We start from the raw sequence: 24,678 nt of genomic DNA, 5'->3' as shown, positions 1-24,678 counted from the left end.
GTCCCGATCCTGAGTTTCAAGGGGCGCCGGTGTCCCGCAGGGCCAGATCGTCGGCGTGGATCACCACCGGACCGCCCGCGTAGCCCAGCGCCGCCTTGAGCCCGGCGGACCGGGTTCCCTTGATCTTCGACACATCGTTGTCGTCGTAGCGAACGAGGCCGCGGGCGATCTCGACGCCCTTTTCGTTGAACACCTCGACCGGGTCGCCCTTGCCGAAATCGCCCTCGCTCGAAAGGATGCCGACCGCCAGAAGCGACTTGCCCCGGGTCAGGGCCCGGGCGCAGCCCTTGTCGACAACGAGGCGGCCGCGGGTGGCGAGGGACCCGCCGATCCACTGCTTGTAGGCCGCCTTCACCGTCGTCGCCGGGGCGATCAGGGTGCAGCGTCGCCCTTCCTCCAGCGTCTTGGCGCCGCGCGTCTTGGGCTTGCCTTCGGCGATCAGGGTGGCGCAGCCGGCCTCGGCGGCGATGCGCGCCGCCATCAGCTTGGTGGCCATGCCGCCCGTGCCGACTCCCGCTTCGGCGTTGGCTCCGGTGGCCATGGCCTCGATCTCGGGCGTCAGGGTCTCGATATAGGGAATGTGTTCGGCGTCGGGATTCGAGCGCGGATCGGCGGTGTAGAGGCCGTCGACGTCGGACAGCAGGATCAGCAGGTCGGCGCTGATCATCTGCGCCACGCGCGCCGCCAGACGGTCGTTGTCCCCGTATTTGATCTGGTCGGTGACGATGGTGTCGTTCTCGTTGACGATCGGCACCGCGCCCATGTCGAGCAGGGCGCCGACCGTGGCGCGGGCGTTGAGCCAGCGCCGCCGCGTCTCGGTGTCGTCGCGGGTGAGCAGGATCTGGGCGGTGATGACATCGTGGGGATCGAACACCGACTCCCAGGCGTGCATCAGCATCGACTGGCCGGCGGCGGCCGCGGCCTGTTTCTTCTCCAGACCGGCGCCGCGGGCCCGGCTGCCGAGGCGCCGGCGGCCCAGGGCGACGGCGCCCGAAGAGACAACGAGCACCTGTTTGCCCTCGGCCTTGAAGCCGGCGATGTCGGCGGCGAGGCTGCGCAGCCGGACGAGATCGACGGCATTGGACTTGCGGTCAACCAGCAGGGACGAGCCGATCTTGATGACAATGCGCTCGGCGGCGGCGATGGCGGTCGCGGCGAGCGGGGGATCAGCGAGAGTCACGGGGCCCAGCCTCCCGGGGTTTCCAAGATGGTTTCGTCTTCCTCGGTCGGGGCGACTTCGCCCCGGTTTCTGCGCACCTCGGTCCAGGCGGCGCGGAGCAGTTCTGTGACGCCCTCGCCGGAGACGCCGGAAACGAGCATCGGGCGACGGCCGGCGACGGCCTCGAGCTCGGCGGCCTTCTCTTCCCGCGTCCCGGCGTCGAGGGCGTCGATCTTGTTGAGGGCGAGCACCTCGGGCTTGTCGGCGAGACCGGCGCCGTAGGCCTCGAGCTCGTGGCGGATGATGCGATAGGCCTTGCCCACATCCTCCTGCGTTCCGTCGATCAGATGGATCAGGCAGCCCGAGCGTTCGACATGGCCGAGGAAGCGGGTGCCGATGCCGGCTCCCTCATGAGCGCCCTCGATGAGGCCGGGGATGTCGGCGATGACGAAGCGCTCGGTCGTCGACAGGTCGACCACCCCGAGGTTGGGCACCAGCGTCGTGAACGGATAGTCGGCGATCTTGGGCCGGGCGGCCGAGGCGGCGGCGAGGAAGGTCGATTTGCCGGCGTTGGGCAGGCCGGCGAGGCCGACGTCGGCGATCAGCTTCAGCCGCAGCCAGATCCAGCGCTCCTGGCCCTCCTGACCGGGGTTGGCGTAGGCAGGAGCCTGGTTCTGCGGGCCCTTGAAGCGGACGTTCCCCCAGCCGCCGTTGCCGCCCTTGAGCAGCAGTTCGGTCTTGCCGGCCTCGTCCATGTCGAGCAGCACCGTCTCCTTGTCCTCGTCGAGCACCTGGGTGCCGACCGGGACCTTGAGAATGATGTCCTCGCCCTTGGCGCCGTGCATCTGGCGGCCCATGCCGTGGACGCCGGTCTGGGCCTTGAAATGCTGCTGATAGCGGTAGTCGATCAGGGTGTTCAGTCCCTCGACGGCGGTGATCCAGACGTTGCCGCCATTGCCGCCATCGCCGCCGTCCGGGCCGCCGTTGGGAATGAATTTCTCGCGCCGGAACGACACGGCGCCCCCGCCGCCGTTGCCGGAGCGGATGTAGATCTTGGCCTGGTCGAGAAACTTCATCGCGGGCTTATGTAGGAAAAGCGCGGCGAATTACAGGCGGGGGGGAAGAGGGAGTAGGGCTTAGGGCTTAGGTCTTAGGGTCAAGATGGCCGAATCCGTTCGCCGAACGCGTCACTGACCTACTCCCTACTTCCTGGTCCCTAAGCCCTAAGCCCTAAGCCCTAAGCCCTCGAAGTCAGCCCTTGGCCCAGACGCCGAACGGATCGCTCCATTCCAGGCCCATCGCCTCGGCGACCGCCGGATAGGTGATCTCGCCCTTGAGCACGTTGAGGCCGCGGGCCAGGTGGGGGTCGGCCTTAAGGGCCTCGAGACCCTTGTTCGCCAACGCAAGGCCGAACGGCAGGGTGGCGTTGTTGAGGGCCTCGGACGAGGTGCGCGGGGCGGCGCCGGGCATGTTGGCGACGCAATAGTGGACCACGCCGTCGATGACATAGGTCGGGTCCTCGTGGGTGGTGGCCTTCGAGGTCTCGAAACAGCCGCCCTGGTCGATGGCCACGTCGACCAGCACCGAGCCGTTCTTCATCGCCTTCAGGTCCTCGCGCTTGATCAGCTTGGGGGCCGAGGCGCCGGGGACCAGTACGGCGCCGATGATGACGTCGGCCTTGACCATCTCCTCGTCGATCGCATTGATCGAGGAATAGCGGGTGATGACCCGGCCCTGGGTGACCTCGTCGATATAGGCCATGCGCGGAATCGAGCGTTCCAGCACCACAACCTCGGCCCCCAGGCCCATGGCCATGCGGGCCGCGTTGAGGCCGACGACACCGCCGCCCAGCACCAGCACGCGGGCCGGGGCCACGCCCGGTACGCCGCAGAACAGCAGACCCATGCCGCCGTTGTGCTTCAGCAGGGTCTCGGCGGCCGAGAACACGGCGATACGGCCGGCGACTTCCGACATCGGGGCCAGCAGCGGCAGGCCGCCCTTGGCGTCGGTGACGGTCTCATAGGCGATGGCGGCGCATTTCGAGGCCAGCAGGCCCTTGGTCTGTTCGGGGTCCGGGGCCAGGTGCAAGTAGGTGAACAGGATCTGGTCCTCGCGCAGCATCTCCCATTCGACCTTCTGGGGCTCCTTGACCTTCACGATCATGTCGTTGTTGGCGAAGATTTCCGCCGCCGTGTCGATGATGGTCGCGCCGACCTTCTGGTAGTCCTCGTCGGTGAAGCCGGCGCCGAGGCCGGCGCCCTTCTGGACGGAAACGGCGTGGCCGTGGGCGACGTATTCGCGCACGGCGGTCGGGGTCAGGCCGATGCGGTGTTCGTTCTTCTTGATTTCGGTGGGGACGCCGACGCGCATGGGAGTTCCTCTTTCCACGGGGTGCGGGCGCGCTCTGCGGCGGCCTCTTTCGCGCGGCAATCTAGCGGGGTCCGCGCGCAGGTTCCTGTTCTTTTCGTCGTGTGAACGGCATACAGTCGCAGAATCTGCGAATGAGGCCCGTGTTGAAGACCGTTTCCGCTGTCGCCCTCGACGATACCGACCGCAAGATGATCCGCGCCCTGCAGGGCGACGGGCGGATGACCAACGCCGATCTGGCCAAGACGGTGAACCTGTCGGAGAGCGCCTGTCTGCGCCGGCTGCGGGCGCTGGAGGCGGCGGAGGTGATCAGCCGCTACACCGCCATCATCAACGAGCGGGCCGTCGGCCTGCCGATCAGCGTGTTCGTGACGGTGACCCTGTCGTCGCAGGCCGAGGCGTCGCTGACCGCCTTCGAGACCGCGGTCTCCACCGTGCCCGAGGTGGTCGAATGCTATCTGATGACCGGGGGCTCGGACTATCTGCTGCGGCTGGTGGTGCGCGACGTCGACGACCTGGAGCGGGTGCATTCGAGGGAGCTGACCCGGATCCCGGGGGTGACGCGGGTCTCGTCCAGTGTGGCCATGCGCACGGTGGTCAAGCGGGGCGCGCTGCCGGTCTAACGCAGCGCCAGGGTCACCTGTTTGACCGCGACGTATTCGTCGATGCCGTGTATCGAGCCCTCGCGCCCGTAGCCGGACTGTTTGACGCCGCCGAAAGGGGCGACGGCGGTGGAGATGAGGCCGGTGTTGATCCCGCACATGCCGGCCTCGATGCGGCGGCCCATGCGCATCGCGCGATCGAGGTCGCGGGTGAAGACATAGGAGGCGAGGCCGAAATCGCTGTCGTTGGCCATCTTCAGAACCTCGTCCTCGCTGTCGAACGGGAAGACGGGAATCAGCGGGCCGAAGGTCTCCTCGCGGCGGAAAAGGCCGTCGTCGCCGCCGAGGGTGACGGTGGGCTGGAAGAAGCGTCCGCCGAGGGCGTGGCGCTCGCCGCCGGTCAGAACCTCGCCGCCCGACGCCTTGGTCAGGGCGAGGTGGTCGAGCACCTTGTGAACCGCCTTGTCCTCGATCAGCGGACCGACCTTGACCCCCGGTTCGAAGGCGGGGCCGACCGGGACCTTTGACACGGCTTCTGCCAGTTTCCCGGCGTAGGTTTCCGCGACCTCGCGCTGGACGTAGACGCGGTTGGGGCAGACGCAGGTCTGGCCCGAGTTGCGGAACTTTCCGCGGATCGTTTCGGCCACGGCCAGATCGAGATCGGCGTCGGCGAAGACGATCAGCGGGGCGGCGCCGCCCAACTCCATCGACACCCGCTTCAGGGTCGGGGCCGACTGTTCGGCCAGCAGGCGGCCGATGGGCGTCGAGCCGGTGAAGCTGAGCTTGCGGATCAGGGGCGAGGCCGTCAGCACGCCGCCGATGGTCGCCGCGTCGCCGGTGACGACGCTGAGCACGCCCTTGGGCAGGCCGGCCTTGTGGGCCAGCTCGGCGAGGGCGATGGCGGTGAAGGGGGTCTGGCTGGCCGGCTTGACCACGGCGGTGCAGCCGGCGGCGAAGGCCGGTCCCAGCTTGCGGGTCAGCATGGCGGCGGGGAAATTCCACGGGGTAATGAAGGCGCACGGGCCGACCGCCTCGCGGAAGGTCAGAATGACGTGGCCCAACGGGCTGTCCTGGGTCTCGCCGATCAGCCGCTCCGCCTCGCCGGCGAACCATTTGATGAAGCTGTTGGCGTAGGCGACCTCGCCTCTGGCCTCCTCGAACGGCTTGCCGTTCTCGAGCGCCATCAGGGCCCCGAGAGCCTCGGCGTTCTCGTCGATCAGCCGGGCCCATTCGCGCAGGAAGGCGGCGCGCTTGTGCGGATCGGAGCGGGACCAGTCCGGGAAGGCGTCGTGAGCGGCCTGGATGGCGCGCTCCGTCTCCTCGACGCCAAGATCCGGGACGTGGCCGATGATCTCGTCGGTGGCGGGGTCGTCGACGGCGATCCGCCTCGACGCGGTGACGGTTTCGCCGGCGATCAGGGCGTGTTCGCGCAGCAGGGCGAGGCCGGCGTCGCGGCTTTTCGGGTCGGTCATGATCGTCTCCGGCGGTGGGGCGCCGAGGGATAACGCCTCAGGTCCCGATCGTATTCAGGTCCCGGCCCCGGGTCTCGGGCAGCCAGATCAGGCTGACGACGACGGCGACGAGGGTGAAGGCTACAGAATACCACAGGCCGAAATAGATGTTCCCCGACGCCGCCACGAGGGCGAAGCTGGCCGCGGGCAGCAGGCCCCCGACCCAGCCGGTGCCGATGTTGTAGGGCAGGCTCATGGCCGTGTAGCGCACCCGGGTCGGGAACAGCTCGACCAGGGCCGCCGCCTGCGGTCCGTAGAGGGCGGTGGCGGCGACGATGAAGACCATCAGGATGGCGAACATCAACGGCAGGTTCATCCGGGCCGGGTCGGCCCGTTCGGGATAGCCGGCGGCGGCGAGGGCGGCCTTGATCCGCGTCTCGACGTCGGCGCGGGCCGCCTTGAGCGCGGTCGGGGACAGGGCCTCGCCCTCCACGGAGGTCACCGCCGTCTCCCCGATCCGGATCGTCGCCACGCTGCCGGGCAGGGCCTCGGCGTTGGCGTAGGACACCCCGGCGTTGGACAGCACGTTCTTGGCGATGTCGCAGGAGCTGGCGAAGGCGGCCTTGCCGACCGGATCGAACTGCAGGGCGCAGGACGCGGGGTCGGCGACCACGGTCACCGGGGCGGAGGCCTGGGCCTCGGCCAGGGCGGGGTTGGCGGCCTTCGTCAGGGCATGGAAGCCGGGGAAGAAGGCGACCAGCGCCAGGATCATGCCGAACAGCATCACCGGCTTGCGCCCGACCCGGTCCGACAGCCAGCCGAAGAAGACATAGAGGCCCGCCGAGGCGACGGTCAGCCACAGCATCAGCATGTCGACGGTGGCGACCTCGACCTTGAGAATGCGCTCCATGAAGAAGCGGCTGTAGAAATAGCCACAGTACCAGACCGCGCCCTGGGCGATCATGATGCCGAACAGGGCCAGCAGGACGAAGCGGCCGTTGCGCCAGGTCAGGAAGGCCTCCTTGTAAGGGGCGCGGTGATCGGCGTCGGACGCCTCCTCTTCCATGCGGCGGTAGGCCGGGCTCTCGTCCAGCCGCATGCGGATCCACAGCGAGATGCCCAGCAGCAGGGCCGAGAGCAGGAAGGGGATGCGCCAGCCCCATTCGTCGAAGGCCTCGGCGCCGACGATCTTGCGGGTGATCAGGATGACGGCGAGGGCCCCGATCAGGCCAAGGGCGGCGGTGGTCTGGATCCAGCCGGTCAGGAAGCCGCGTTTCTTCGCCGGCGCGTGCTCGGCGACATAGATGGCGGCTCCCCCGTACTCACCGCCGAGGGCGAAGCCCTGAAGCACCCGCATCAGGATCAGCAGTATGGGAGCGGCGACGCCGATGTCGCCGTAGTCCGGCAGCAGGCCGATGGCCACCGTGGCCACCCCCATCAGGGTGATGGTGACGAGGAAGGTGGTCTTGCGGCCTGTGCGGTCGCCGAACCAGCCGAACACCAGCGCGCCGAGCGGACGGACGACGAAGCCGACGCCGAAGGTCAGCAGCGCCAGGATGTAGCCGGTGGCCTCGCTGACCTCGGCGTAGAAATGGCTGGCGATGACGCCGGCCAGCGAGCCGAAGATGAAGAAGTCATACCATTCAAAGGCGGTGCCGGCGGCGGAGGCGGTCACCACCGTCTTCAGGTCCGGTCCCCGGGCGGGCTCCGGCGCGGTCTGCGTCGCGACTTCGGTCATGCGTATCGTCCCCCCGGCGCCGTCTGACGGACGCCTCCGGGGACAATGCTAGCGCGCCCGCCGGCCTACGCAAGAAGGCCTCGCTTCGGCCGGACAAGCGAAGGCCCGCCGGCGGGGGGGGGGGCCTGGCGGGCCTTCTTCAACCGATCGCGTGTCGGGGGAGAGCCGCGATCAGGAACTCAGACCGCAGTCCGGACTAGCAGGTCCGGCCTTCAGCACATTTCTCGACGGCTTTGCCAGCGGCCTGGGCGTCCTCGCCCACGCCCGCGATCGTGTTGCAGGCGGCGGTGGTGAGGGCGGCGGCGGCGGCGAACAGAACAAACATCTTACGCATGGTGCGATCTCCTTTCGCCGGGGGAGCGGCGTGTGCATCAGGAACGTCGCGGGGCGGTCCGGGTTCCGAGGTCCGTAGGGTCGATGGGCGTGACCGCTTCCGGCGTCGCGAAGGTCATGCGGGCGATCGTGCCGCCGGTCGGCGCGGGCAGCATCTCGACTTCGCCGCGCAGCTGTTTGGCGAAGGCCCCCATCAGGGTGCGACCGACGCCGGCGCGGTAGGTCTCGCTGACCCCCGGCCCATCGTCCTCGACCTCCAGCACACTGGTCTCGCCTTCGACCCGGAAGCGCACCTTGAGCGCCCCGCCGCGGGACGCGAAGGCGTGCTTCTGGGCGTTTGTGACCGCCTCGACCAGCCAAAGGGCAAGGGGGGCCAGCTTGTCCGGATCGACGACGAGCGAATCCGCCTCGACCGACGAGGTCACGACCGGCCCTCGACCCGCTTCGCTCGCGACCAGTTGACCGACCAGTTCGGTCAGGAAGATGCGGGCGTCGGCGTAGCGCAGATCAGCGCTCTGGTAGAGAGTACGGTAGATCAGGGCGAGGGCCGAGATGCGCTGACGGGTGTCGCCCACCGCCGCCTTCGCCTGGGGATCGGTCAGGGCCCGCTGCTGCATCGACAGCAGGGACGAGATGATCTGGAGGTTGTTCTTCACCCGGTGATGGATTTCGCGCATCAGCGCGTCCTTCTCCTCGATGGAGGCATTCAGGTCGGCGTCGCGGTGGGTGATGGTGTCGGCCAGATCGTCGAGGGTTCGCCCGAGAACGCGAATCTCCGCCGGTGCGTTCATGGCCTGGACGGGACGCACCGAGAAGCGGCCGCGCGCGTAGATCGCCGCCACCCGCTCCAGATAGATCAGCCAGCGCACCACGATCCGCTCGGACACCCACATCACAGACAGGAAGGCGATCAGCCACGCCAGCAGCGGGACCATGAAGGCCCCCACGGGGTTCAGCCGGGCCCATGACAGCAGGCCGGGAGCGGGGGCGGACAGCAGGGCGTAGACGTCGCGCCCCGCCAGGGCTGCTCCAGCGTAGACGCGCGGCCGCCCCTCGGCATCGTCGGCCTCGAAAATGGCCGAAGCATCGGCTCGGGCGCGTTCGACCCAGCCCGTGACGCTGCGGCCCTCCGACAGGGAGAAGGCCGTCGGATCGGTCGCGGTCAGGAGTTGGCCGGCTCCGTCCGTCAGAGCCGCCTGCGAGCCCTCGGGCAGGGCCCGGTCGGCGATGTCGGGCTGCAGCGCCGACAGGGGAATCACCGCCACCATGGCGCCGTCGAAAGCGCCCAGCGGCCGCTCGAGCCGGATGGCCACGATCATGCCGGGCGCCTCGCCGACATTGACGGGAGCCCGAGCCAGCACAGTATCCTCGCCAGCCCGCAGCCGCTGAAACCAGGGCGAGGCTCGGGCCTGCTCCAACCAGGCGGGCGTCGCCGCGCCCAGGGCGTTTGAAGCGCAGGCGGTCTGACCGGTGGGGGTCAGCCGCGCGAGGCCGTCGAGGCCCTCGAGACGCTGGACCAAGGCTGTGAGTCTCGGTTCGCAGTAGATCTCGAGCGCCTCGGGACGAAGCGCCTGGAGCAGGACGGTGGTGCTGTCGAGCCGGCCCTTGACGCTTGCGGCGGTCCGTTCTGCGGCCAGTTGCAGGTCCTCGCGGCGCTGCTGGTCCTGCAGGCGGAACTGGGAGTCGGCCTGAAAGGCGCCGAGCGCGAGAATCGGCAGCAGGGCGAAGGCCAGCGCGGCGCCGAGGCGAAAGCGAATGCCTTGGAACTGTGGCGGAGCCAGACCCCGACCGAGCGCTCGCCCGAGCCGGACCACCTCAGCCCCGAACGCTGCTCAGGCGATCCGCATCGGCGAGGATTGAACGCATGGCGTCGCCGGCGGCGCGGCCGTCCCGGGCGTAACCGCCGCGTTCAAGCGTAGCCTGCAGCGCCTTGCGAGCGCGGGAGACGCGGCTCTTCACCGTGCCTACGGCGCACTGGCAAATCTCGGCCGCTTCCTCATAGGCGAAGCCTCCGGCGCCGACGAGGATCAGGGCTTCGCGCTGCTCTTCCGGCAGGGTGGCGAGCGCCAGGCGCAGTTCATCAAGGGCGACGGGCGATTCCGGATCGTCCACGGCTACGAGGGTGCGTTCGGCGGCCTCCTGATCGAGCTGGGACTGGCGCCACGAGCGGCGCTTCTCGGAATAGAACTGATTGCGCAGGATCATGAAGGTCCACGCCTTCATGTTCGTGCCCATCTGGTAGCTGGCGCGGGCGTCCCAAGCCTTCATCATGGCGTCCTGGGCCAGGTCGTCGGCGGCGGTCGGATCACCGGTCAAGGTGCGCGCGAATGCTCGAAGATGCGGGATCAGCGCGACCAGTTCCCTCTTGAAGGCGTTGTCATCAGCGGAGGGCGGCTTGGGCGGCGGGGACGAGGCGCCGCTCATGCGCCACCGTCCGGGCGCTCGTCAGCGCGGCGAAGGATGTCGAGGAACTCGTCCGGAACCGGCTCGTTCACCACCTCGTCGAACATATGCCTGAGCTTGACCCCGATCGCCTGCTGACGAAGACGCGCTTCCTCAAGGGCCGGGCCCCCGGTGGGCGCGGCCTTACGGGAAGGGTTTGAATTGCTTGTCATCGAATAAACGGCCGCCACCCTGACGCTATTGCTGCGATTGCCGAAAACGCCAGCGTCCAAAGAGGGTTCCTATGTTACGACGGATTAATGCTCAAGCTTTCCTGGTCGGGCGGGAACCGTGGCCGATTTGATACGTTGACGGGGCTTGCCTGGGTCCCAATCTAATGTGGACCGCTTACTGTCGGGGAATACTACATGAGCCTGCTGGCCCGTCTCGCGCCGCATCTGCCCTATGTCCGTCGATACGCCCGTGCGTTGACCGGCGACCAGACCACCGGCGACAACTATGTGCGGGTGGCCCTCGAGGCCCTCGCAGCCGGCGAGCGCCAACTGCCGCCCGAGATGACGCCGCGGGTCGCCCTCTACCACGTCTTCCATGCCATCTGGGCTTCGACCGGCGCCCAGCTTGAAGACAAGAGCGGCATCGAAGGGCGCGATGACGCCTCGCGCCGCCTGATGCAGATCGCTCCGCGCTCGCGTCAGGCCTTCCTGCTCACCGCTCTCGAAGGCTTCACGCCGTCGGAAGCGGCCCAGATCCTCGACGCCGACGCGATGGACGTCGAACGACTGATCGCCGAGGCCCAGTCCGACATCGACGCCGAACTGGCCACCGACGTGCTGATCATTGAGGACGAGGCGATCATCTCCGCCGATATCGAGAGCCTGGTGAAGGAGCTGGGCCATCGCGTCACGGGCACCGCCACCACGCACGATGAAGCGGTCGACGCCGTCGCCCGCAACCGCCCCGGCCTGGTGTTGGCCGACATCCAGCTGGCCGACGGGTCGTCGGGCATCGACGCGGTCAAGGACATCCTCAAGCGGATCGACGTGCCGGTCATCTTCATCACCGCCTTCCCCGAGCGGCTGCTGACCGGCGAACGGCCCGAGCCGACCTTCCTGATCACCAAGCCGTTCCAGCCGGAGACGGTGAAGGCAGCGATCAGCCAGGCGCTGTTCTTCCACCCCTCGCGGCAGCGCGAAGCGGCTTGAACCTTCCCGTCGAAACGTGAAAAGCCCCGGTCTCGCGACCGGGGCTTTTTCGTGGGCTATTGAGCCGGGGCCGACGGTCCGGCCGGAACCGTCGGCTCGTCCTGGAAGGCGGCGGCGTCGACGGGCTGATCGCCGTCATTGGCGTTGGTCGCGGCGAAACCGCCCCGGCTGACGAACCACATGCCGAGGAGCAGGATCGAAACCGCCGCCACCGAGACGATCAGCAGGGTCAGAATACGCACCCCGCCACGACCGCCACGCACGTATTGGGCCTCGACAGGACGACCCTCGTGAACCGCGTCGGCGGCCTTGTCGTGCGGCGATTTATGCGAGGTTTCGGGAGGAGAGTCGGGGGACATGTGCGGGGCTCCAAAGGCGATTGCGCTCTGCCGATCAACGCCTTCGCCAGCGGAGCCGTTCCGGCGCTCGCTTGTCAGGGGAAAAATACTTCCAACGGCGCGGAACCAGCTCGACCGTCCGCGGTTAACGGTTTGCGGAGGCGGCGACGCCCCCCCGACTTGAGACTGGCGAAAGCCGGTCTGTCGCCTCCGCGCCTCATTCTCGATGATGCCACTTCGGCGGACCGTTCACGGTCCGCCTTTTTCTTTCCGCTGCGCTGGACAGGCTGGCCGGTCGGGTCATGATGCGCGTCTTGAAAGAAAACGTGCAGGGCGGCCCGACGGGCCTCGGCGGACAAGGAGACGGACATGGCTCGGGTGAATCGGCAGTGGGTTCTTCGGCAGCGGCCCAAGGGACTGGTCCAGCCTGGCGATCTGGAATTGGTCGAGGCCCCGGTACCGGCCCTCAACGAGTCGGAAGTGCTGGTCCGCACCATCTATCTGTCGCTCGACCCGACCAACCGGACGTGGATGAACGACGCCGAAGGTTATCTGCCGCCGGTGCCGCTCGGCGGCGTGATGCGCGGCCTGACCCTCGGCGTGGTCGAGGAGAGCCGGTCGAGCCGCTTCCGCGTCGGCGATATCGTTACGCCGCTGTCGGGCGGCTGGGCGGACTATGCGGTCGTCTCCGAAATGGAGTTGCGCCAGGTCCACCGCGCGCCCGGCCTGCCGCTGACGGCTAATCTGTCGGTGCTCGGTATGACGGGCCTGACCGCCTATTTCGGCGTCACCGACGTGCTGAAGCCGCAGGCCGGCGAAACGATGGTGATCTCCGCCGCGGCCGGGGCGGTCGGCTCGATCGCCGGTCAGGTGGCCAAGGCGCGTGGCGCGCGGGTCATCGGCATCGCCGGCGGGCCCGACAAATGCCGCTGGCTGACCGAGGAGCTCGGGTTCGACGACGCCATCGACTACAAGAACGAGGACGTCGGCGAGGCGCTGGACCGGCTGGCCCCGGACGGCGTGGAGATGAATTTCGAGAATGTCGGCGGCGACATCATGATCGCCGTGTTCAACCGCTTGAAGACCCATGGGCGGATGGCCGTGTGCGGTCTGATCTCTGCCTACAACGCGACCAAAATGCCGCCGTCGCCGAACTTCGCCCGCATCATCACACACCGGCTGAGGGTGCAGGGCTTCCTTGTGCTGGACTACGCCCCCCGCGCCCGAGAGATGGTCGCCGAGATGGGGCCATGGCTGCAAAGCGGCGAGGTGAAGTGGAAGGTCCACGTCGATGACGGACTGGAAAATGCGCTGGATTCGCTGAACCGCTTGTTCACCGGTGATCACGACGGCAAGCTTCTGGTGCGGGTCTCCGAAGAGCCCGCCGGCTGAGGACATTCCGATGAGCGAACCGCTCCACGTCCATTTCGAGGATCTGGCCGTGGGGGAGGTGATTCCGCTTGGCGCCTGCATGGTCGACGCCGCCGCGCTGGAGGTGTTCGTCGAACGCTTCTCGCCCGGCTGGGACGGGGCCTATGGCGCGCCCGACGCCATGGTCTACGCGCTGTGGAGCCGGCTGTTCGCGGACAAGGCGTCGGGCTGGGCCCAGTCCAAGGTGCTGGCGGTCGACGGGCTGCGCTATCTGCGCAATCCGCCGCCGGGCGAACTGATCCGCGGCCGGATGACGGTGATGGGCAAGGACCCGGTCGGCGACGAGAAGGGCATCGTCATCGCCCAGCACGACCTGCTCGACGAAGCCGGGCGGCTGGTCTTCTCCTGCCTGACCCGGGCGTTGCTGGCGCGGCGCTGAGCCCACGAAAAAGCCCCGCCCGGCGGACCGGACGGGGCTGAATTTCGGGGCGCGCGCCTACTCAGGCGTTGCCGGCGGTCGGCTGCGCCGCAGCGGCCTTCTGGAAGGCGATGGCGATCAGACGGTCCCAGCCCAGCAGCGACACCAGGTGGGCGTAGATCTGGCCCAGGGCGCCATTGTCACGCAACTCGGCCAGCTTGTCGGCCGGCAGGGCCTTCAGCTTGTCTTCCGAAACGGCGAAATATTCGGCGATCTTCTGCGGCGAGCCCGACGTGCCGTCCGCGTTGCGCGGGTTGAACACGGCCTCGCGGGTTTCCAGCAGGTCGAGGTCCATCAGCAGCTTGACGAAGGCCTCGGTGCGCTGACGCTCCTGCTCGAAGTTGTTGCAGAACTCCATCGCCTGCTCGACGTAGGGCGAGGGTTTGCCGTCGACGAACAGCGGCGTGGCGCCGCCTTCCTTGATGAACGGGGCGTCGCGATCAACGCACAGGATCAGGCGCTTCTCGGCCTCGTCATTGGCGAACACGAACGGGTAGCGGCGCACATAGGCCGGAATGTAGGCCTCGGTCTTGAAGGCGCCAGCGTCGTCGATGAACAGGTTTTCGCCCTGGCGCAGGCCCATAACGGCGACCGGCTGCCGGGCGTCGCCCACGAAGATCACCGGATAGCTCAGCGCCGACGGCGCGAACTCCGTCACGGTCAGCGGCACGATGTTGGTCGAGGCCGCGAAATTGTACGGCTGCTCGACGGGATCGACGCCCAGCTTGCTGTGCGCCTCGATCGAGAGCGGCTCCGGCTTGCCGTAGAACAGGACGTTGCCCGAAAGCGGGCTGGCGTTGGCGGTGGTGTCGGTCATGGACGCGAAACGAGCTCTGGATGAAAAAAGGGAAGCGCGCTTCTAGCCCAGACGCCCCCGGGCGGCAAACGCGGTTCCCCTTTCCAGGGCATGGCCGTCAGAACCGCCAGGTCACGCCCGCGCGCAGGCTGCGCCCGGGCAGGGGGGCGATATCCTTCTGGAAGCTGGCGTGCTCGCGCCCCTCTTCGTCGGTCAGGTTGGAGGCCTCGGCGAAGAGAGTGACGTTGCGATCCGCGAACGGCCGCATCGCGCCCTTCAGATTGACGAAGGTATAGCTGGCGGTCGGCCGCTCGAATGCGGTGGTGCGGTCTTGCTCGCCGACGTGGCGGACCTCCATCCCGATATCGAACAGGCGCGACGCCCACTCGACGCCTCCGGTCACGGACCACGGCGGAATCCGCGCGGCCGGACCGAGGTCGGTCGAGGCCCGCACCGAGTCGGCCGCGCCGGTCAGGGTCAGGCTACGCTGGCCGCTCTCCCAGAGCCGATATTCGGCCTCGGCCTCGAAGCCCCGGAAGGTGGCGTCGGTCTGGACGTATTCGAAGATCGGCAGTCCGGAATCGACGTCTTCCAGACCGGTCGGCCGCAGGTCGATGAAGCCGTCATATTGGGCGTGATAGGCGTGCAGGTCGAACTCGAACGGTCCCCGGGCGAAATGTAGGGTCGCCTCGACGGAGCTGGCCACCTCGGAGTCGAGGTCGATGTCGCCGACCTCGAACGCGCCGGTGGCGACGTGGGCGCCCTCGGCGAACAGCTCGACCTCGCTCGGCGCACGCGCGTTGCGGGCGACGCTCACGCCGACGAACAGCGGCGCGCTCGGGCGGAAGAACACCCCGGCCGAGGCCGAGACGTTGGTGAAATCGCGCTCGGCCGCGGCGCTTTCCAGCGAGCGCTTGTCGAGGCGCAGGCCGCCCTCGAAGCCGAGGCCGCCGCGGTCGAAGCGCTGCACGGTGTAGAGGCCCTGCTCGCTGATGCCGGTGCGCGGCACATAGGCTTCGTCGCCGACCGCGTCGAAGGTCCGGTCCAGAAGCTGGGCCCCGACCACGCCCTGCCAGCCGTTTCGCTCGCGCTGGATCAGTTCGAACCGGCCTTCGTAGCCGTCCGAGAAGAATTGGGTCCCGACCTCGTCGCCCTCGAATTCGGTGTGCGCATAGTCGGCCCAGCCGGCCGACAGGCGGGCGGCGCTGAACGGTCCGGAGGCGAAGCTCAGTTCGCCGCGCAGATCGTAGCGGGTCTGCTCCAGGCCGATGGAGACGCCCTCGTCCTCGTGCGGATCCGGGTCCAGCGGGTCAGGCTCGTGCTCGTGGCCGGGGACGCCGTAGGTGGTGTCGACGTGTTTGGCCGAGACGCCGCCATAGCCGCGCGATCCGATGAAGCTGAGGCCCGCGCCGTATTGGTCCAGCCGCACGAAGGTGTTCTCGACGGTGCGCCCGTCGCCGGCCGCTTCACCTTCCTCGTCGAGCAAAATCTGCGACTCCGGGAAGACGGGGACGCGGTAGTCCGAGGACACTCGCGTGAAGCCGTCGAGGGTGATGACCAGCGGTCCGGCTTCGGCCTTCAGCCGCGCCCCGAAGCTGGAGCCGTCGTCGACGGTCGAGGCCTGGGCCGAGACGTGGCCGTCCAGCCCGCCCTCGGGCCTTTCGGTGGGGATGCGGTCGTCGATGATGTTGACCACGCCGCCGATGGCCGAGCCGCCGAACACGAGGGTCGAAGGCCCGCGGACGATCTCGATGCGCCGGGCCTCCGCCGGATCGACGGCGACCTGGTGGTCTGGCGAGACCGAGCTGGCGTCGATCATGCCCAGGCCGTTGGTCAGCACCTGGACGCGGGGGCCGGACAGGCCGCGGATCACCGGCCGGCTGGCCCCCGGGGCGAAATTGGTGCTGCGCACGCCCGGCAGACCCGCGACCAGATCGCCGAGGGTCGCGGCCGGCGCGACGGCCAGATCCTCCTCGTCCAGCACGTCGACCGCCAACAGGCTGGCCCGGTCGGTGACGCCGAACGGCGCCCCGGTGACGATCACGTCGTCAACGACGAATTCGCGGCCCTGCGGCGGGGTTTGGGCGGCGGCGGTTCCGGCGACCGCGGTGCAGCCGGCGATGGCGAACAGGAGGGAGCGGTGGGAGATCATGACGGGCCTCGATCGGGAAGGCGGAGTGTTATGAGATAACATCACAAAACGTCAAGTCCGACCGTTGCGGCCTGACGCCCGAACGACTAGCTGTGGCGCATGGCCGACGCCTGCCAGCACCACCATCATGACGGCCCGCCGGGCGCGGCCGAGGTCGAACGCGCGCTCGACGCGGCCGGCACCCGCCTGACCGCCGAAGGCGAGCGGATGACCGCGGCGCGCAGCCGGGTGCTGGCCTTGCTGCTGGCGGCGGGAGAACCGGTCAAGGCCTATGACCTGATCGCCCGTTTCGGCGAGGACGGTCAGCCGGCCAAGCCGCCGACCGTCTATCGCGCCCTCGAGTTTCTCGAGCGCAAGGGCCTGGCCCACCGCATCGCCTCGATCAGCGCCTATGTGGCCTGCACCTCGGGAGGGCGGGACCATGCCGCGGCCTTCCTGATCTGCGATTGCTGCGGGACCACCCGGGAAGTGTCCTCGCCGGTGGCGGGTGATCTGGGCCGGGCCGCTGACGCCGCCGGCTACGCCATCGAACGCACCACCATCGAGGCCCACGGCCGCTGCCCCGCCTGCCGCATCGCGGTCTGATTACGCGCGCCGCTGGCGCGAGCCGACGCCGACGCCTATCTGGGCGGCATGGATGCGATGCCGCTTTCCCCGCCCCGCCGTCTGAGCTTGCCAGTATCGAACCGCTGGGGCGCGGGCGAGATGAATGTGCTGGATTTCGGCGATGCGGAACGACCTGTCGATCTGATCTTCGTCCACGCCAACGGCTTTAACGCCATGACCTACCGCAGTCTGCTGGGCCCGCTGGCGGGCAGTCTGCGCATCTGGGCGCCCGATCTGCGCGGGCATGGCGCAACCGCCCTGCCCGCCGACCCGAAGGGTCGATTGGACTGGGCCGACCATCGCGATGATCTCGCGGCCCTGCTCGACCGGGTGGACGGACCGCCGGTCGTAGTGGCCGGGCATTCTCTCGGCGGCGCCGCGGCCCTGCTGGCGGCGGCCGAGCGGCCGGAGCGGGTCGCCGGGCTCGTGCTGCTGGATCCGGTGATCTGGCCGCGTTGGGCGGTGTCCGTCCTGCATCTGCCGCTGTTGCACAGGCTGGCGGCGAACAACCCGCTGGTCCGGGGCGCCTTGCGTCGCCGCTCCGTCTTCGACAGCCGCGCCGAGGCTCTGGCCGCCTATGCCGGTCGGGGCGCCTTCAAAGGGTGGCCTGAGATGATACTGGCCGACTATCTGGTCGACGGTCTGATCGAGACCCCGGAGGGCTTCAGGCTGACCTGCGCGCCGAAGTGGGAGGCCTCCAACTACGCGACCCATCGCAATGATCCGTGGCGCGCCATGAAGTCGCTGCAGCGGCCCGTGCGCATCCTCAAGGCGGAGACCGGCTCGACCTGTCACATGTCCGCACCGCTCAGGGGGCTCCCCGACGTCACTATCGAAACCGTCCACGGCGGCACGCATTTCTTTCCGATGCTGCAGGCTGACGTCGCCCGCGACGCCTTGTTCGACGCGGCGGTCTGACGCCGACCGACGGCGGGCCGGGCACTGGCGCCGGCGCGTCCGGCGGTCTACACCGCCGCCAACCAGAACAAGCCGACACTTCAGGGAGCCGCACGGCTATGCGCGACATCAACCATTTCATCGACGGCGCCTCGTTCACCGGCGCCTCGGGCCGCTTTTCGGATGTGTTCAACCCGAACACCGGCGAGGTGCAGGCGCGGGTGCAGCTGGCCTCGGCCGCCGAGCTGGACCGGGCCGTGCAGGCCGCCCAGAACGCCTTCGACGGCTGGTCCTCGACCAATCCCCAGCGCCGCGCGCGGGTCATGTTCGAGTTCAAGCGGCTGGTCGAAGCCAATATGACCGAACTGGCCGAGCTGCTGAGTTCCGAACACGGCAAGGTCATCGCTGACTCGAAGGGCGACATCCAGCGCGGGCTTGAGGTGATCGAATTTGCCTGCGGCATCCCGCACGCGCTTAAGGGTGAATACACCTGGGGCGCCGGTCCCGGCATCGACGTCTATTCGATGCGCCAGCCGCTGGGCGTGGTGTCCGGCATCACCCCGTTCAACTTCCCGGCCATGATCCCGATGTGGATGTTCGGCGTGGCCATCGCCGTCGGCAACACCTTCATCCTCAAGCCGTCGGAGCGCGATCCCTCGGTGCCGGTGCGTCTGGCCGAACTGATGATGGAGGCGGGCGCGCCCGCCGGGGTGCTCAATGTGGTGCACGGCGACAAGGCGGCGGTCGACGCCATCCTGACCCATCCCCAGGTGCATGCGATCAGCTTCGTCGGCTCGTCCGATATCGCCAACTACGTCTACCAGACCGGCGCGACGCACGGGAAACGCGTCCAGGCCATGGGCGGGGCCAAGAACCACGGCATCGTCCTGCCCGACGCCGATATGGACCAGGTCATCAAGGATCTGTCGGGCGCCGCCTACGGCTCGGCCGGCGAGCGCTGCATGGCCCTGCCGGTGGTGGTGCCGGTCGGCAAGCAGACCGCCGACATCCTGCGCGAGCGGATGGAGGCCGAGATCCCGACGATGCGGGTCGGCGTCTCGACCGACGACAAGGCCCACTACGGCCCGGTGGTGACGGCCCAGCACAAGGCCCGGGTCGAGGGTTGGATCGAGAAGGGTGTGCAGGAAGGCGCCGAACTGGTCGTCGACGGCCGCGGCTTCAGCCTGCAGGGCCACGAGAAGGGCTATTTCATCGGCCCGTCGCTGTTCGACAACGTTACGCCGGACATGGAGTCCTACAAGGAGGAGATCTTCGGTCCCGTGCTGCAGATCGTCCGCGCCGGCAATTTCGAGGAGGCCCTGTCGCTGGCCTCGAAGCACCAGTACGGCAATGGCGTCGCCATCTTCACCCAGAACGGCCGCGCGGCGCGCGATTTCGCCGCCCGGGTCAATGTCGGCATGGTCGGGATCAACGTCCCGATCCCGGTGCCGGTCGCCTACCACACCTTCGGCGGCTGGAAGCGCTCGGCCTTCGGGGACACCAACCAGCACGGCATGGAAGGCGTGAAGTTCTGGACCAAGGTCAAGACGGTCACCGCCCGCTGGCCGGACTCGGAACTGGAGCACGCGGATTCCAGCTTCGTCATCCCGACGATGGGGTGAGGTTCGCCTTCCCGGCGTCCGGGGGTGCGCAATGCGCCGGCAGGGGCTAACCTGCCGGCTGCAGTGAAGCTGGAGCGCTTACCCGCATGCGTCGCTTTTTCGTCTGGTCGGCCCTCGCCGCTCTGATCGGCCTGATCCTCGCGGTCGGCGGCTTCTGGGCCTATCAGCATTTCTACGCCCGGTTCCAGCCGGTGACCGTCACGCGCCATCAGGCCGAGATCCAGGCGCTTCTGGACGAGGCATCGTGGCTGTCATCGGGGGGCGGCGGCGAGCCGCTCTACATCATCGGCTATCGCGACTCGGCGGCGATGCAGCGCTACGAGCGGGTCGAGGCGCCCAAACTGCGCGCCGCCGGGCTTGAGGTGCGGATCATCGTCTTCGCCCGTCCGGACCGGGATGGAATGGTTCAATCGACGGCGGCGGAACGGGCCACGGTGGCCGAGCTTTGGCTGACGCGCGACTGGACCCTCTATCAGCGCTGGACGGCCACGCCCTCCAACAACTGGACCGCCGCGGGCATCCCCGCCGCCGACGGGAGCATGGCGCGCGGGGCCGTAGTCGAGGCAGGCCGGGACTTCATCGAGCAGTTGACCGGGGCGCTGTCCGACGAGGGGCTGAGGATCAGCTACCCGCTGGTCATCTGGCGCGACCGCGAGGGCTATATGAAGGCCTGCGCCTGTTCCGACGACCGCTCGTGGGCCTTCGTGCGCGACGATACCGGCGCGCCGGACCGGGTCGGATCGACGCTGTCAGGGGCAGATGGCGGACCGCCGCCGGAGGCTTATCCGGGCGACGGCAGCCCCGAGAGCCTGCCCTATCCGACCCTGCCGCCCATCGCCCCCGCCGGGGAAGAGACGGCGCCCGCCGATCCCGCGCCCGCGCCCTCCACCACGCCCGCCCCGTCGCGCCCCGCAACTCCGCCGACGCCGCGCAAGGCTCCCCAGCCGAAGAAGCAGGACGACACTACCTTCTTCTGACGAGGGGCGTTCAAAGCACCCGTTTGCAGACCTCGATCAGGCGGTCGACGTCGGCCTCGTCCTGATACAGGCCGAAGCCGAATCGAATGGTGTCGTCCCGCACGTCGGTGACCACATTGGCCTCCAGCAGCCGGGCCCTCCAGCCTTGCGCGTCGGCATGGCGGAAGGCGAGGTAGCGGGCGCGTACCGCCTCGTTGGCCACCGGATTGATCAGCTCGGCCTGGTCCAGCCGCCCGGCCTGGCCGGCCCTGACGCCGTCCTGGAAGCGGCGCATCAGGTTTCGCGCATGATCGGCGATCGCCGCCGTGGTCAGACCGGCCTCGTCGAGCATCCGGCGTACGCCGTTGAAGCGGTACAGCGGCGTGGCGTCGAAGGTGGCGCCCCAGAAGCGGCCCGCGTCGGCGCGATACTGGACGTCCTCGGGCCGGCCCATCAGATCGCCGAACTCCGCGAACCAGCCGGTCGCCACTGGCCGCGGGCAGAAGCCATCCGGGGCGTGCAGGATGCCGGCGCCTTCGCCGGACATGGCGTATTTATAGCCGCCAGTGACGTAGAAGATCGTGTCCGCGACGGCCGACAGGTCGGTCGGGGCCGCCATAAAACCGTGGTAACCGTCGACCAGCACCCAAGGTCCTGCGGGGGTGGCCAAGGCCGCCAGGTCGGCCATCCGGCCGAAGGCCTGCCCCGTCTTGAAGAAAATCTGGCTGACGACGATCCAGTCGAAACCACCGGTCCGCGCCGCCTCGACGAAACGGTCGTCGAAGGTCTCAAACGGATGCAGGGGGACCCGGGTGACCACCGCCTCGCCGGCCTCTTCCCAGCGCTCGCCCTGACGGCGGAACGAGTGGAACTCGCCGTCGGTAGACAGGATGCGGACGGGCTTTTTCTCGAAGCCGGAGAAAATGCGCAGCAGGAAGTCGTGGGTGTTGGGCGCGAACACCACCGTATCCGGCGAGGGCAGGTTCAGTTCACGGGCCACATGGGCCTGGGCCTCGGGTACGACGTCGCCGAAGATCAGATCCCATTTACGATCAGCGAATTTATTGGCCTCGACCCAGGCCCGCACCTGGCCGTCGAACGAGGCGTCCGGCCACAGGTGATGGCTGTGGGCCGCGAAGTGCAGCCGCTCGGGGTCCAGCGACAGGGCGCGGGAGAACAGGTCCTTGCGGCTCATCGAAATCTCCGGCGCCAGTTCACCATGGACCGTGGTTAGCGACCCGGCTTCCGGCGCTCAAGCAGAGAGCGTCGCGTCGCGGGCTTCAGCGCCCTAGACCAGACTGCCGTGGCAGTGCTTGAACTTGCGGCCTGAGCCGCACGGGCAGTCGGCGTTGCGCGGCGTGCGCTGCCAGTTGGGCGGCAGCACGTCGACCGGCAGGCGAGAACGGTCGTCGCCCATCAGCCGCGCTTCCGGCGCCTGGGCTTCCGGATTGTCCATCTGGTTCTCGCCTGTGCCCGGGTTCAGGTGGATTTCCTGGAACTCGGGAAGATCCATCGCCGGCGGCGCCTCAAAGCGGAACTCGACCGTCATCAGCCACTGGGTGACCTTGTGGCGCAGTTCGTAGAGCAGCGTCTCGAACAGGTTGAAAGCCTCGGTCTTGTATTCGTTCAGCGGATCGCGCTGACCGTAGCCGCGCAGGCCGATCACCCCGCGCAGGTGGTCGAGGTGAACCAGGTGCTCGCGCCAGTTCATGTCGATCATCTGGAGCATGAACTGTTTCTCCAGACCCCGCGTCTGCTCGGCGCCGATCAGTTCGAGCCGTTCGGCCGCCCGGGCGTCGGCGGCGGCCATCAGCCGCTCCTCGATCTCCTCGTTCGACACGCCTTCCTCGGCGGCCCAGTCGTGTAGCGGCAGGTCGAGGCCGAGGGTCGACTTCACCTTCTCGTTGAGGCCGTCAATGTCCCACTGCTCGGCATAGGCCTTGGGCGGCATGTGCCGGTCGATCAGGTCGGTGATGACGTCGTTTCGGAACTCGGCGACCAGTTCGGACAGGTCGGTGGCGTCCATGAACTCCTGGCGCTGCTCGAACACGGCCTTGCGCTGGTCGTTCACGACGTCGTCGTACTTCAGCAGGTTCTTGCGGATGTCGTAGTTGCGGGTCTCGACGCGCTTCTGGGCGGTTTCGACGGCACGGTTCAGCCACGGATGGCTGATGGCCTCACCTTCGGCCACGCCGAAGCTGCGCATGATGCCGTCCAGACGGTCGCCGGCGAAGATGCGCAGCAGGTCGTCCTCGCAGGACAGGAAGAATTTCGAGGTGCCGGGGTCGCCCTGACGGCCGGTGCGGCCGCGTAGCTGGTTGTCGATGCGCCGGCTCTCGTGGCGTTCGGTGCCGAGCACGAACAGGCCGCCAGCGGCGAGCGACTTCGCCTTCTGGACGCCGATCTCGGCCTTGAACTCGGCCTCGGTCGCCGCTTCCATCTCCGGCGTGATCTCGACACCGAGATTGCGCTGCTCCTGACGCCATTTCTGGAGCTTCATCTCCAGATTGCCGCCGAGCTGAATGTCGGTGCCGCGGCCGGCCATGTTGGTGGCGATGGTCACTGCGCCGGGCAGGCCGGCCTCGGCGACGATATAGGCCTCCTGCTCGTGCTGGCGGGCGTTCAGGACGCTGTGCGGGATGCCCTTGCCGGTCTTGACCTCGATGTCGAAGTCTTCGTCCTTGAGCGCCTGATAGGCCTTCTTCGCCTCGCGGCGGACTTTTTCATCGTCGCTGGCGACCTCGTCGAGCAGGTGCTGGTGCTGAGGCTTCAGCGTCTTGACCGACACCTCGTACTCGAACTCCTTGAGCAGTTCCGAGAGGGTCTCGGACTTCTCGATCGAGACGGTGCCGACGAGGATGGGTTGTCCCTTGACGTGGCATTCCGCGATCAGGGCGGCGATGGCCTGGTTCTTTTCGGCCGAGGTGCGGAAGATCTCGTCGTCATGGTCGATGCGCTTGATCGGCCGGTTGGTCGGCACCTCGAGGACATCCATCTTGTAGATGTCGAGGAATTCCTGGGCCTCGGTCGCGGCCGTGCCGGTCATGCCGGAGAGCTTTTCGTAGAGGCGGAAATAGTTCTGGATCGTGACCGAGGCCAGGGTCTGGTTCTCGGGCTGGATCTTGACGCCCTCTTTCGCCTCGATGGCCTGGTGCAGGCCCTCGGACAGGCGGCGGCCCTGCATCATCCGGCCGGTGAACTCATCGATGAGCATCACCTCGCCAGCCTTGATGATGTAATCTTTATCCTTTTGATACAAGGTGTTGGCGCGCAGCGCCTGGTTGATGTGGTGCACCAGGCTGATGTTGGCGGCGTCGTAGAGACCGGTGGTGTCCGCAGCGAACAGGCCGCGCTGCTCCATGATCTCCTCGACCTTCTCGGAGCCTTCCTCGGTCAGCAGGGCCTGGCGCTGCTTCTCGTCGAGGTCGTAGGTCGACTTGTCCTGGATCAGGCCCTTGATGATTTCGTCTACGGTCAGATACAGGTCCGAGCGGTCCTCGGTCGGACCCGAGATGATCAGCGGGGTGCGCGCCTCGTCGATCAGGATCGAGTCGACCTCGTCGACGATGGCGAAATGGTGCGGGCGCTGCACCATCTCGCGCCGGTCGTAGACCAGGTTGTCGCGCAGATAGTCGAAGCCGAACTCGTTGTTGGTGCCATAGGTGATGTCGGCGGCGTAAGCGGCCTGGCGCTGGCCCTGGCTCAGGCCATTGACGATGACGCCGACCTCCATCCCGAGGAAGCGGTAGACGCGGCCCATCCATTCGGCGTCGCGCCGGGCGAGGTAGTCGTTGACGGTGATGACGTGGACGCCCTTGCCGCTGAGCGCGTTCAGATAGACCGGGGCCACGGCGACGAGGGTCTTGCCCTCGCCAGTGCGCATTTCGGCGATGCCGCCATCGTGCAGGATCATGCCTCCGGTCAGCTGGACATCGTACTGGCGCTGGCCCAGCACGCGCTTGGAGGCCTCGCGAACGACGGCGAAGGCCTCGTTCATGATCTTGTCGAGCGTCTCGCCACCCGCGATCCGGTCGCGGAAAGCGTCGGTCATCATGCGAAGCTCATCGTCGGACAGGGCCGCGAACTTGTCTTCGAGCGCGTTGATCTTCTGCACACGGCCCATGAAGTCCTTGACCTTGCGGTCGTTGGATGAGCCGAAAATCTTCTTGGCGATGCCGAGCATGGATGATCCGAAGGCGGGCGAGCG

General features: G+C 67.9%; 22 protein-coding genes. 8 read left to right on the top strand and 14 right to left on the bottom strand.

What is annotated here, in order from left to right; genetic code table 11:
- Positions 1–16 precede the first annotated feature (16 nt).
- The 3 genes from proB to ald all read right to left on the bottom strand — a co-directional run bounded on the left by proB (position 17) and on the right by ald (position 3,529).
- Entirely contained in the window at positions 17–1,180 is a 1,164-nt protein-coding gene (gene proB, locus HNQ67_RS05150) for a glutamate 5-kinase (protein WP_183253049.1), read from the bottom strand.
- The gene (gene obgE, locus HNQ67_RS05145) at positions 1,177–2,235 is read right to left on the bottom strand and encodes a GTPase ObgE (protein WP_183253047.1); all 1,059 of its coding nucleotides are present in this window, start codon (positions 2,233–2,235) and stop codon (positions 1,177–1,179) included. Before obgE ends, proB begins: the two co-directional genes overlap by 4 nt.
- A 175-nt stretch (positions 2,236–2,410) precedes the next feature.
- Entirely contained in the window at positions 2,411–3,529 is a 1,119-nt protein-coding gene (gene ald, locus HNQ67_RS05140) for an alanine dehydrogenase (RefSeq protein WP_183253045.1), read from the bottom strand.
- 143 nt (positions 3,530–3,672) lie between these two features.
- Here ald and HNQ67_RS05135 point away from each other — a divergent pair, with 143 nt between their 5' ends.
- The gene (locus HNQ67_RS05135; RefSeq protein ID WP_281380664.1) at positions 3,673–4,149 is read left to right on the top strand and encodes an Lrp/AsnC family transcriptional regulator; all 477 of its coding nucleotides are present in this window, start codon (positions 3,673–3,675) and stop codon (positions 4,147–4,149) included.
- Here HNQ67_RS05135 and HNQ67_RS05130 read toward each other — a convergent pair.
- The 6 genes from HNQ67_RS05130 to nepR form a co-directional block, all read right to left on the bottom strand.
- Positions 4,146–5,600, bottom strand: coding sequence for an NAD-dependent succinate-semialdehyde dehydrogenase (locus HNQ67_RS05130; RefSeq protein ID WP_183253041.1), 1,455 nt, complete (start codon positions 5,598–5,600; stop codon positions 4,146–4,148). The two genes, HNQ67_RS05135 and HNQ67_RS05130, sit on opposite strands and share 4 nt — an antisense overlap.
- 37 nt (positions 5,601–5,637) lie before the next feature.
- A complete protein-coding gene (locus tag HNQ67_RS05125) occupies positions 5,638–7,317 on the bottom strand; it encodes an MFS transporter (RefSeq protein WP_183253039.1) in 1,680 nt (559 codons plus the stop codon).
- Positions 7,318–7,513: 196 nt separating this feature from the next.
- A complete protein-coding gene (locus HNQ67_RS05120; protein WP_183253037.1) occupies positions 7,514–7,651 on the bottom strand; it encodes an entericidin A/B family lipoprotein in 138 nt (45 codons plus the stop codon).
- A 37-nt stretch (positions 7,652–7,688) separates the two neighbouring features.
- On the bottom strand, positions 7,689–9,464 hold the full coding sequence (gene phyK / locus HNQ67_RS05115) for a sensor histidine kinase PhyK (RefSeq protein ID WP_343054821.1): 1,776 nt from the start codon (positions 9,462–9,464) through the stop codon (positions 7,689–7,691).
- Position 9,465: 1 nt separating this feature from the next.
- Positions 9,466–10,074, bottom strand: a complete 609-nt coding sequence (locus tag HNQ67_RS05110; protein WP_183253035.1) for a sigma-70 family RNA polymerase sigma factor — start codon at positions 10,072–10,074, stop codon at positions 9,466–9,468.
- Positions 10,071–10,265 (bottom strand): anti-sigma T factor NepR, encoded by a 195-nt coding sequence (nepR, locus tag HNQ67_RS05105; RefSeq protein WP_183253986.1) that lies wholly within the window; start codon positions 10,263–10,265, stop codon positions 10,071–10,073. The genes HNQ67_RS05110 and nepR overlap by 4 nt, the downstream gene beginning before the upstream one ends.
- Before the next feature lie 195 nt (positions 10,266–10,460).
- On the opposite strand from nepR, the gene phyR reads away from it, so the two are divergent.
- Positions 10,461–11,255, top strand: coding sequence for an anti-anti sigma factor/receiver protein PhyR (phyR, locus tag HNQ67_RS05100; protein ID WP_183253033.1), 795 nt, complete (start codon positions 10,461–10,463; stop codon positions 11,253–11,255).
- 56 nt (positions 11,256–11,311) lie between these two features.
- Here phyR and HNQ67_RS05095 read toward each other — a convergent pair whose 3' ends face one another.
- Complete coding sequence (locus tag HNQ67_RS05095; protein WP_183253032.1) at positions 11,312–11,614, bottom strand: hypothetical protein; 303 nt, start codon at positions 11,612–11,614, stop codon at positions 11,312–11,314.
- Positions 11,615–11,962: 348 nt separating this feature from the next.
- On the opposite strand from HNQ67_RS05095, the gene HNQ67_RS05090 reads away from it, so the two are divergent.
- Positions 11,963–12,985, top strand: coding sequence for an NADP-dependent oxidoreductase (locus HNQ67_RS05090; protein ID WP_183253029.1), 1,023 nt, complete (start codon positions 11,963–11,965; stop codon positions 12,983–12,985).
- Between the two features lie 10 nt (positions 12,986–12,995).
- Complete coding sequence (locus HNQ67_RS05085; RefSeq protein ID WP_183253027.1) at positions 12,996–13,403, top strand: hotdog family protein; 408 nt, start codon at positions 12,996–12,998, stop codon at positions 13,401–13,403.
- 61 nt (positions 13,404–13,464) lie between these two features.
- Here HNQ67_RS05085 and HNQ67_RS05080 read toward each other — a convergent pair whose 3' ends face one another.
- Together HNQ67_RS05080 and HNQ67_RS05075 are read right to left on the bottom strand one after the other, a co-directional pair.
- A complete protein-coding gene (locus HNQ67_RS05080; protein WP_183253025.1) occupies positions 13,465–14,259 on the bottom strand; it encodes a SapC family protein in 795 nt (264 codons plus the stop codon).
- A gap of 97 nt (positions 14,260–14,356) precedes the next feature.
- On the bottom strand, positions 14,357–16,390 hold the full coding sequence (locus HNQ67_RS05075; RefSeq protein ID WP_246347463.1) for a TonB-dependent receptor: 2,034 nt from the start codon (positions 16,388–16,390) through the stop codon (positions 14,357–14,359).
- A gap of 99 nt (positions 16,391–16,489) precedes the next feature.
- Here HNQ67_RS05075 and HNQ67_RS05070 point away from each other — a divergent pair, with 99 nt between their 5' ends.
- The 4 genes from HNQ67_RS05070 (at position 16,490) to HNQ67_RS05055 (ending at position 20,492) form a co-directional block, all read left to right on the top strand.
- Positions 16,490–16,975, top strand: a complete 486-nt coding sequence (locus HNQ67_RS05070; protein WP_183253021.1) for a Fur family transcriptional regulator — start codon at positions 16,490–16,492, stop codon at positions 16,973–16,975.
- Between the two features lie 48 nt (positions 16,976–17,023).
- Positions 17,024–17,914 (top strand): alpha/beta fold hydrolase, encoded by an 891-nt coding sequence (locus HNQ67_RS05065; protein ID WP_183253019.1) that lies wholly within the window; start codon positions 17,024–17,026, stop codon positions 17,912–17,914.
- A gap of 98 nt (positions 17,915–18,012) precedes the next feature.
- Complete coding sequence (locus HNQ67_RS05060) at positions 18,013–19,515, top strand: CoA-acylating methylmalonate-semialdehyde dehydrogenase (protein ID WP_183253017.1); 1,503 nt, start codon at positions 18,013–18,015, stop codon at positions 19,513–19,515.
- Positions 19,516–19,601: 86 nt separating this feature from the next.
- On the top strand, positions 19,602–20,492 hold the full coding sequence (locus HNQ67_RS05055; RefSeq protein WP_183253015.1) for a hypothetical protein: 891 nt from the start codon (positions 19,602–19,604) through the stop codon (positions 20,490–20,492).
- 10 nt (positions 20,493–20,502) lie between these two features.
- Here HNQ67_RS05055 and HNQ67_RS05050 read toward each other — a convergent pair whose 3' ends face one another.
- A complete protein-coding gene (locus tag HNQ67_RS05050) occupies positions 20,503–21,666 on the bottom strand; it encodes an aminotransferase class V-fold PLP-dependent enzyme (RefSeq protein ID WP_183253014.1) in 1,164 nt (387 codons plus the stop codon).
- 93 nt (positions 21,667–21,759) lie between these two features.
- On the bottom strand, positions 21,760–24,654 hold the full coding sequence (gene secA / locus HNQ67_RS05045) for a preprotein translocase subunit SecA (protein ID WP_183253012.1): 2,895 nt from the start codon (positions 24,652–24,654) through the stop codon (positions 21,760–21,762).
- Positions 24,655–24,678: the final 24 nt, after the last annotated feature.

It is taken from the genome of Brevundimonas basaltis (genome assembly GCF_014202075.1).
Classification (GTDB): Bacteria; Pseudomonadota; Alphaproteobacteria; order Caulobacterales; family Caulobacteraceae; genus Brevundimonas; species Brevundimonas basaltis.
This window is presented reverse-complemented; position numbering and strand designations above follow the sequence as displayed.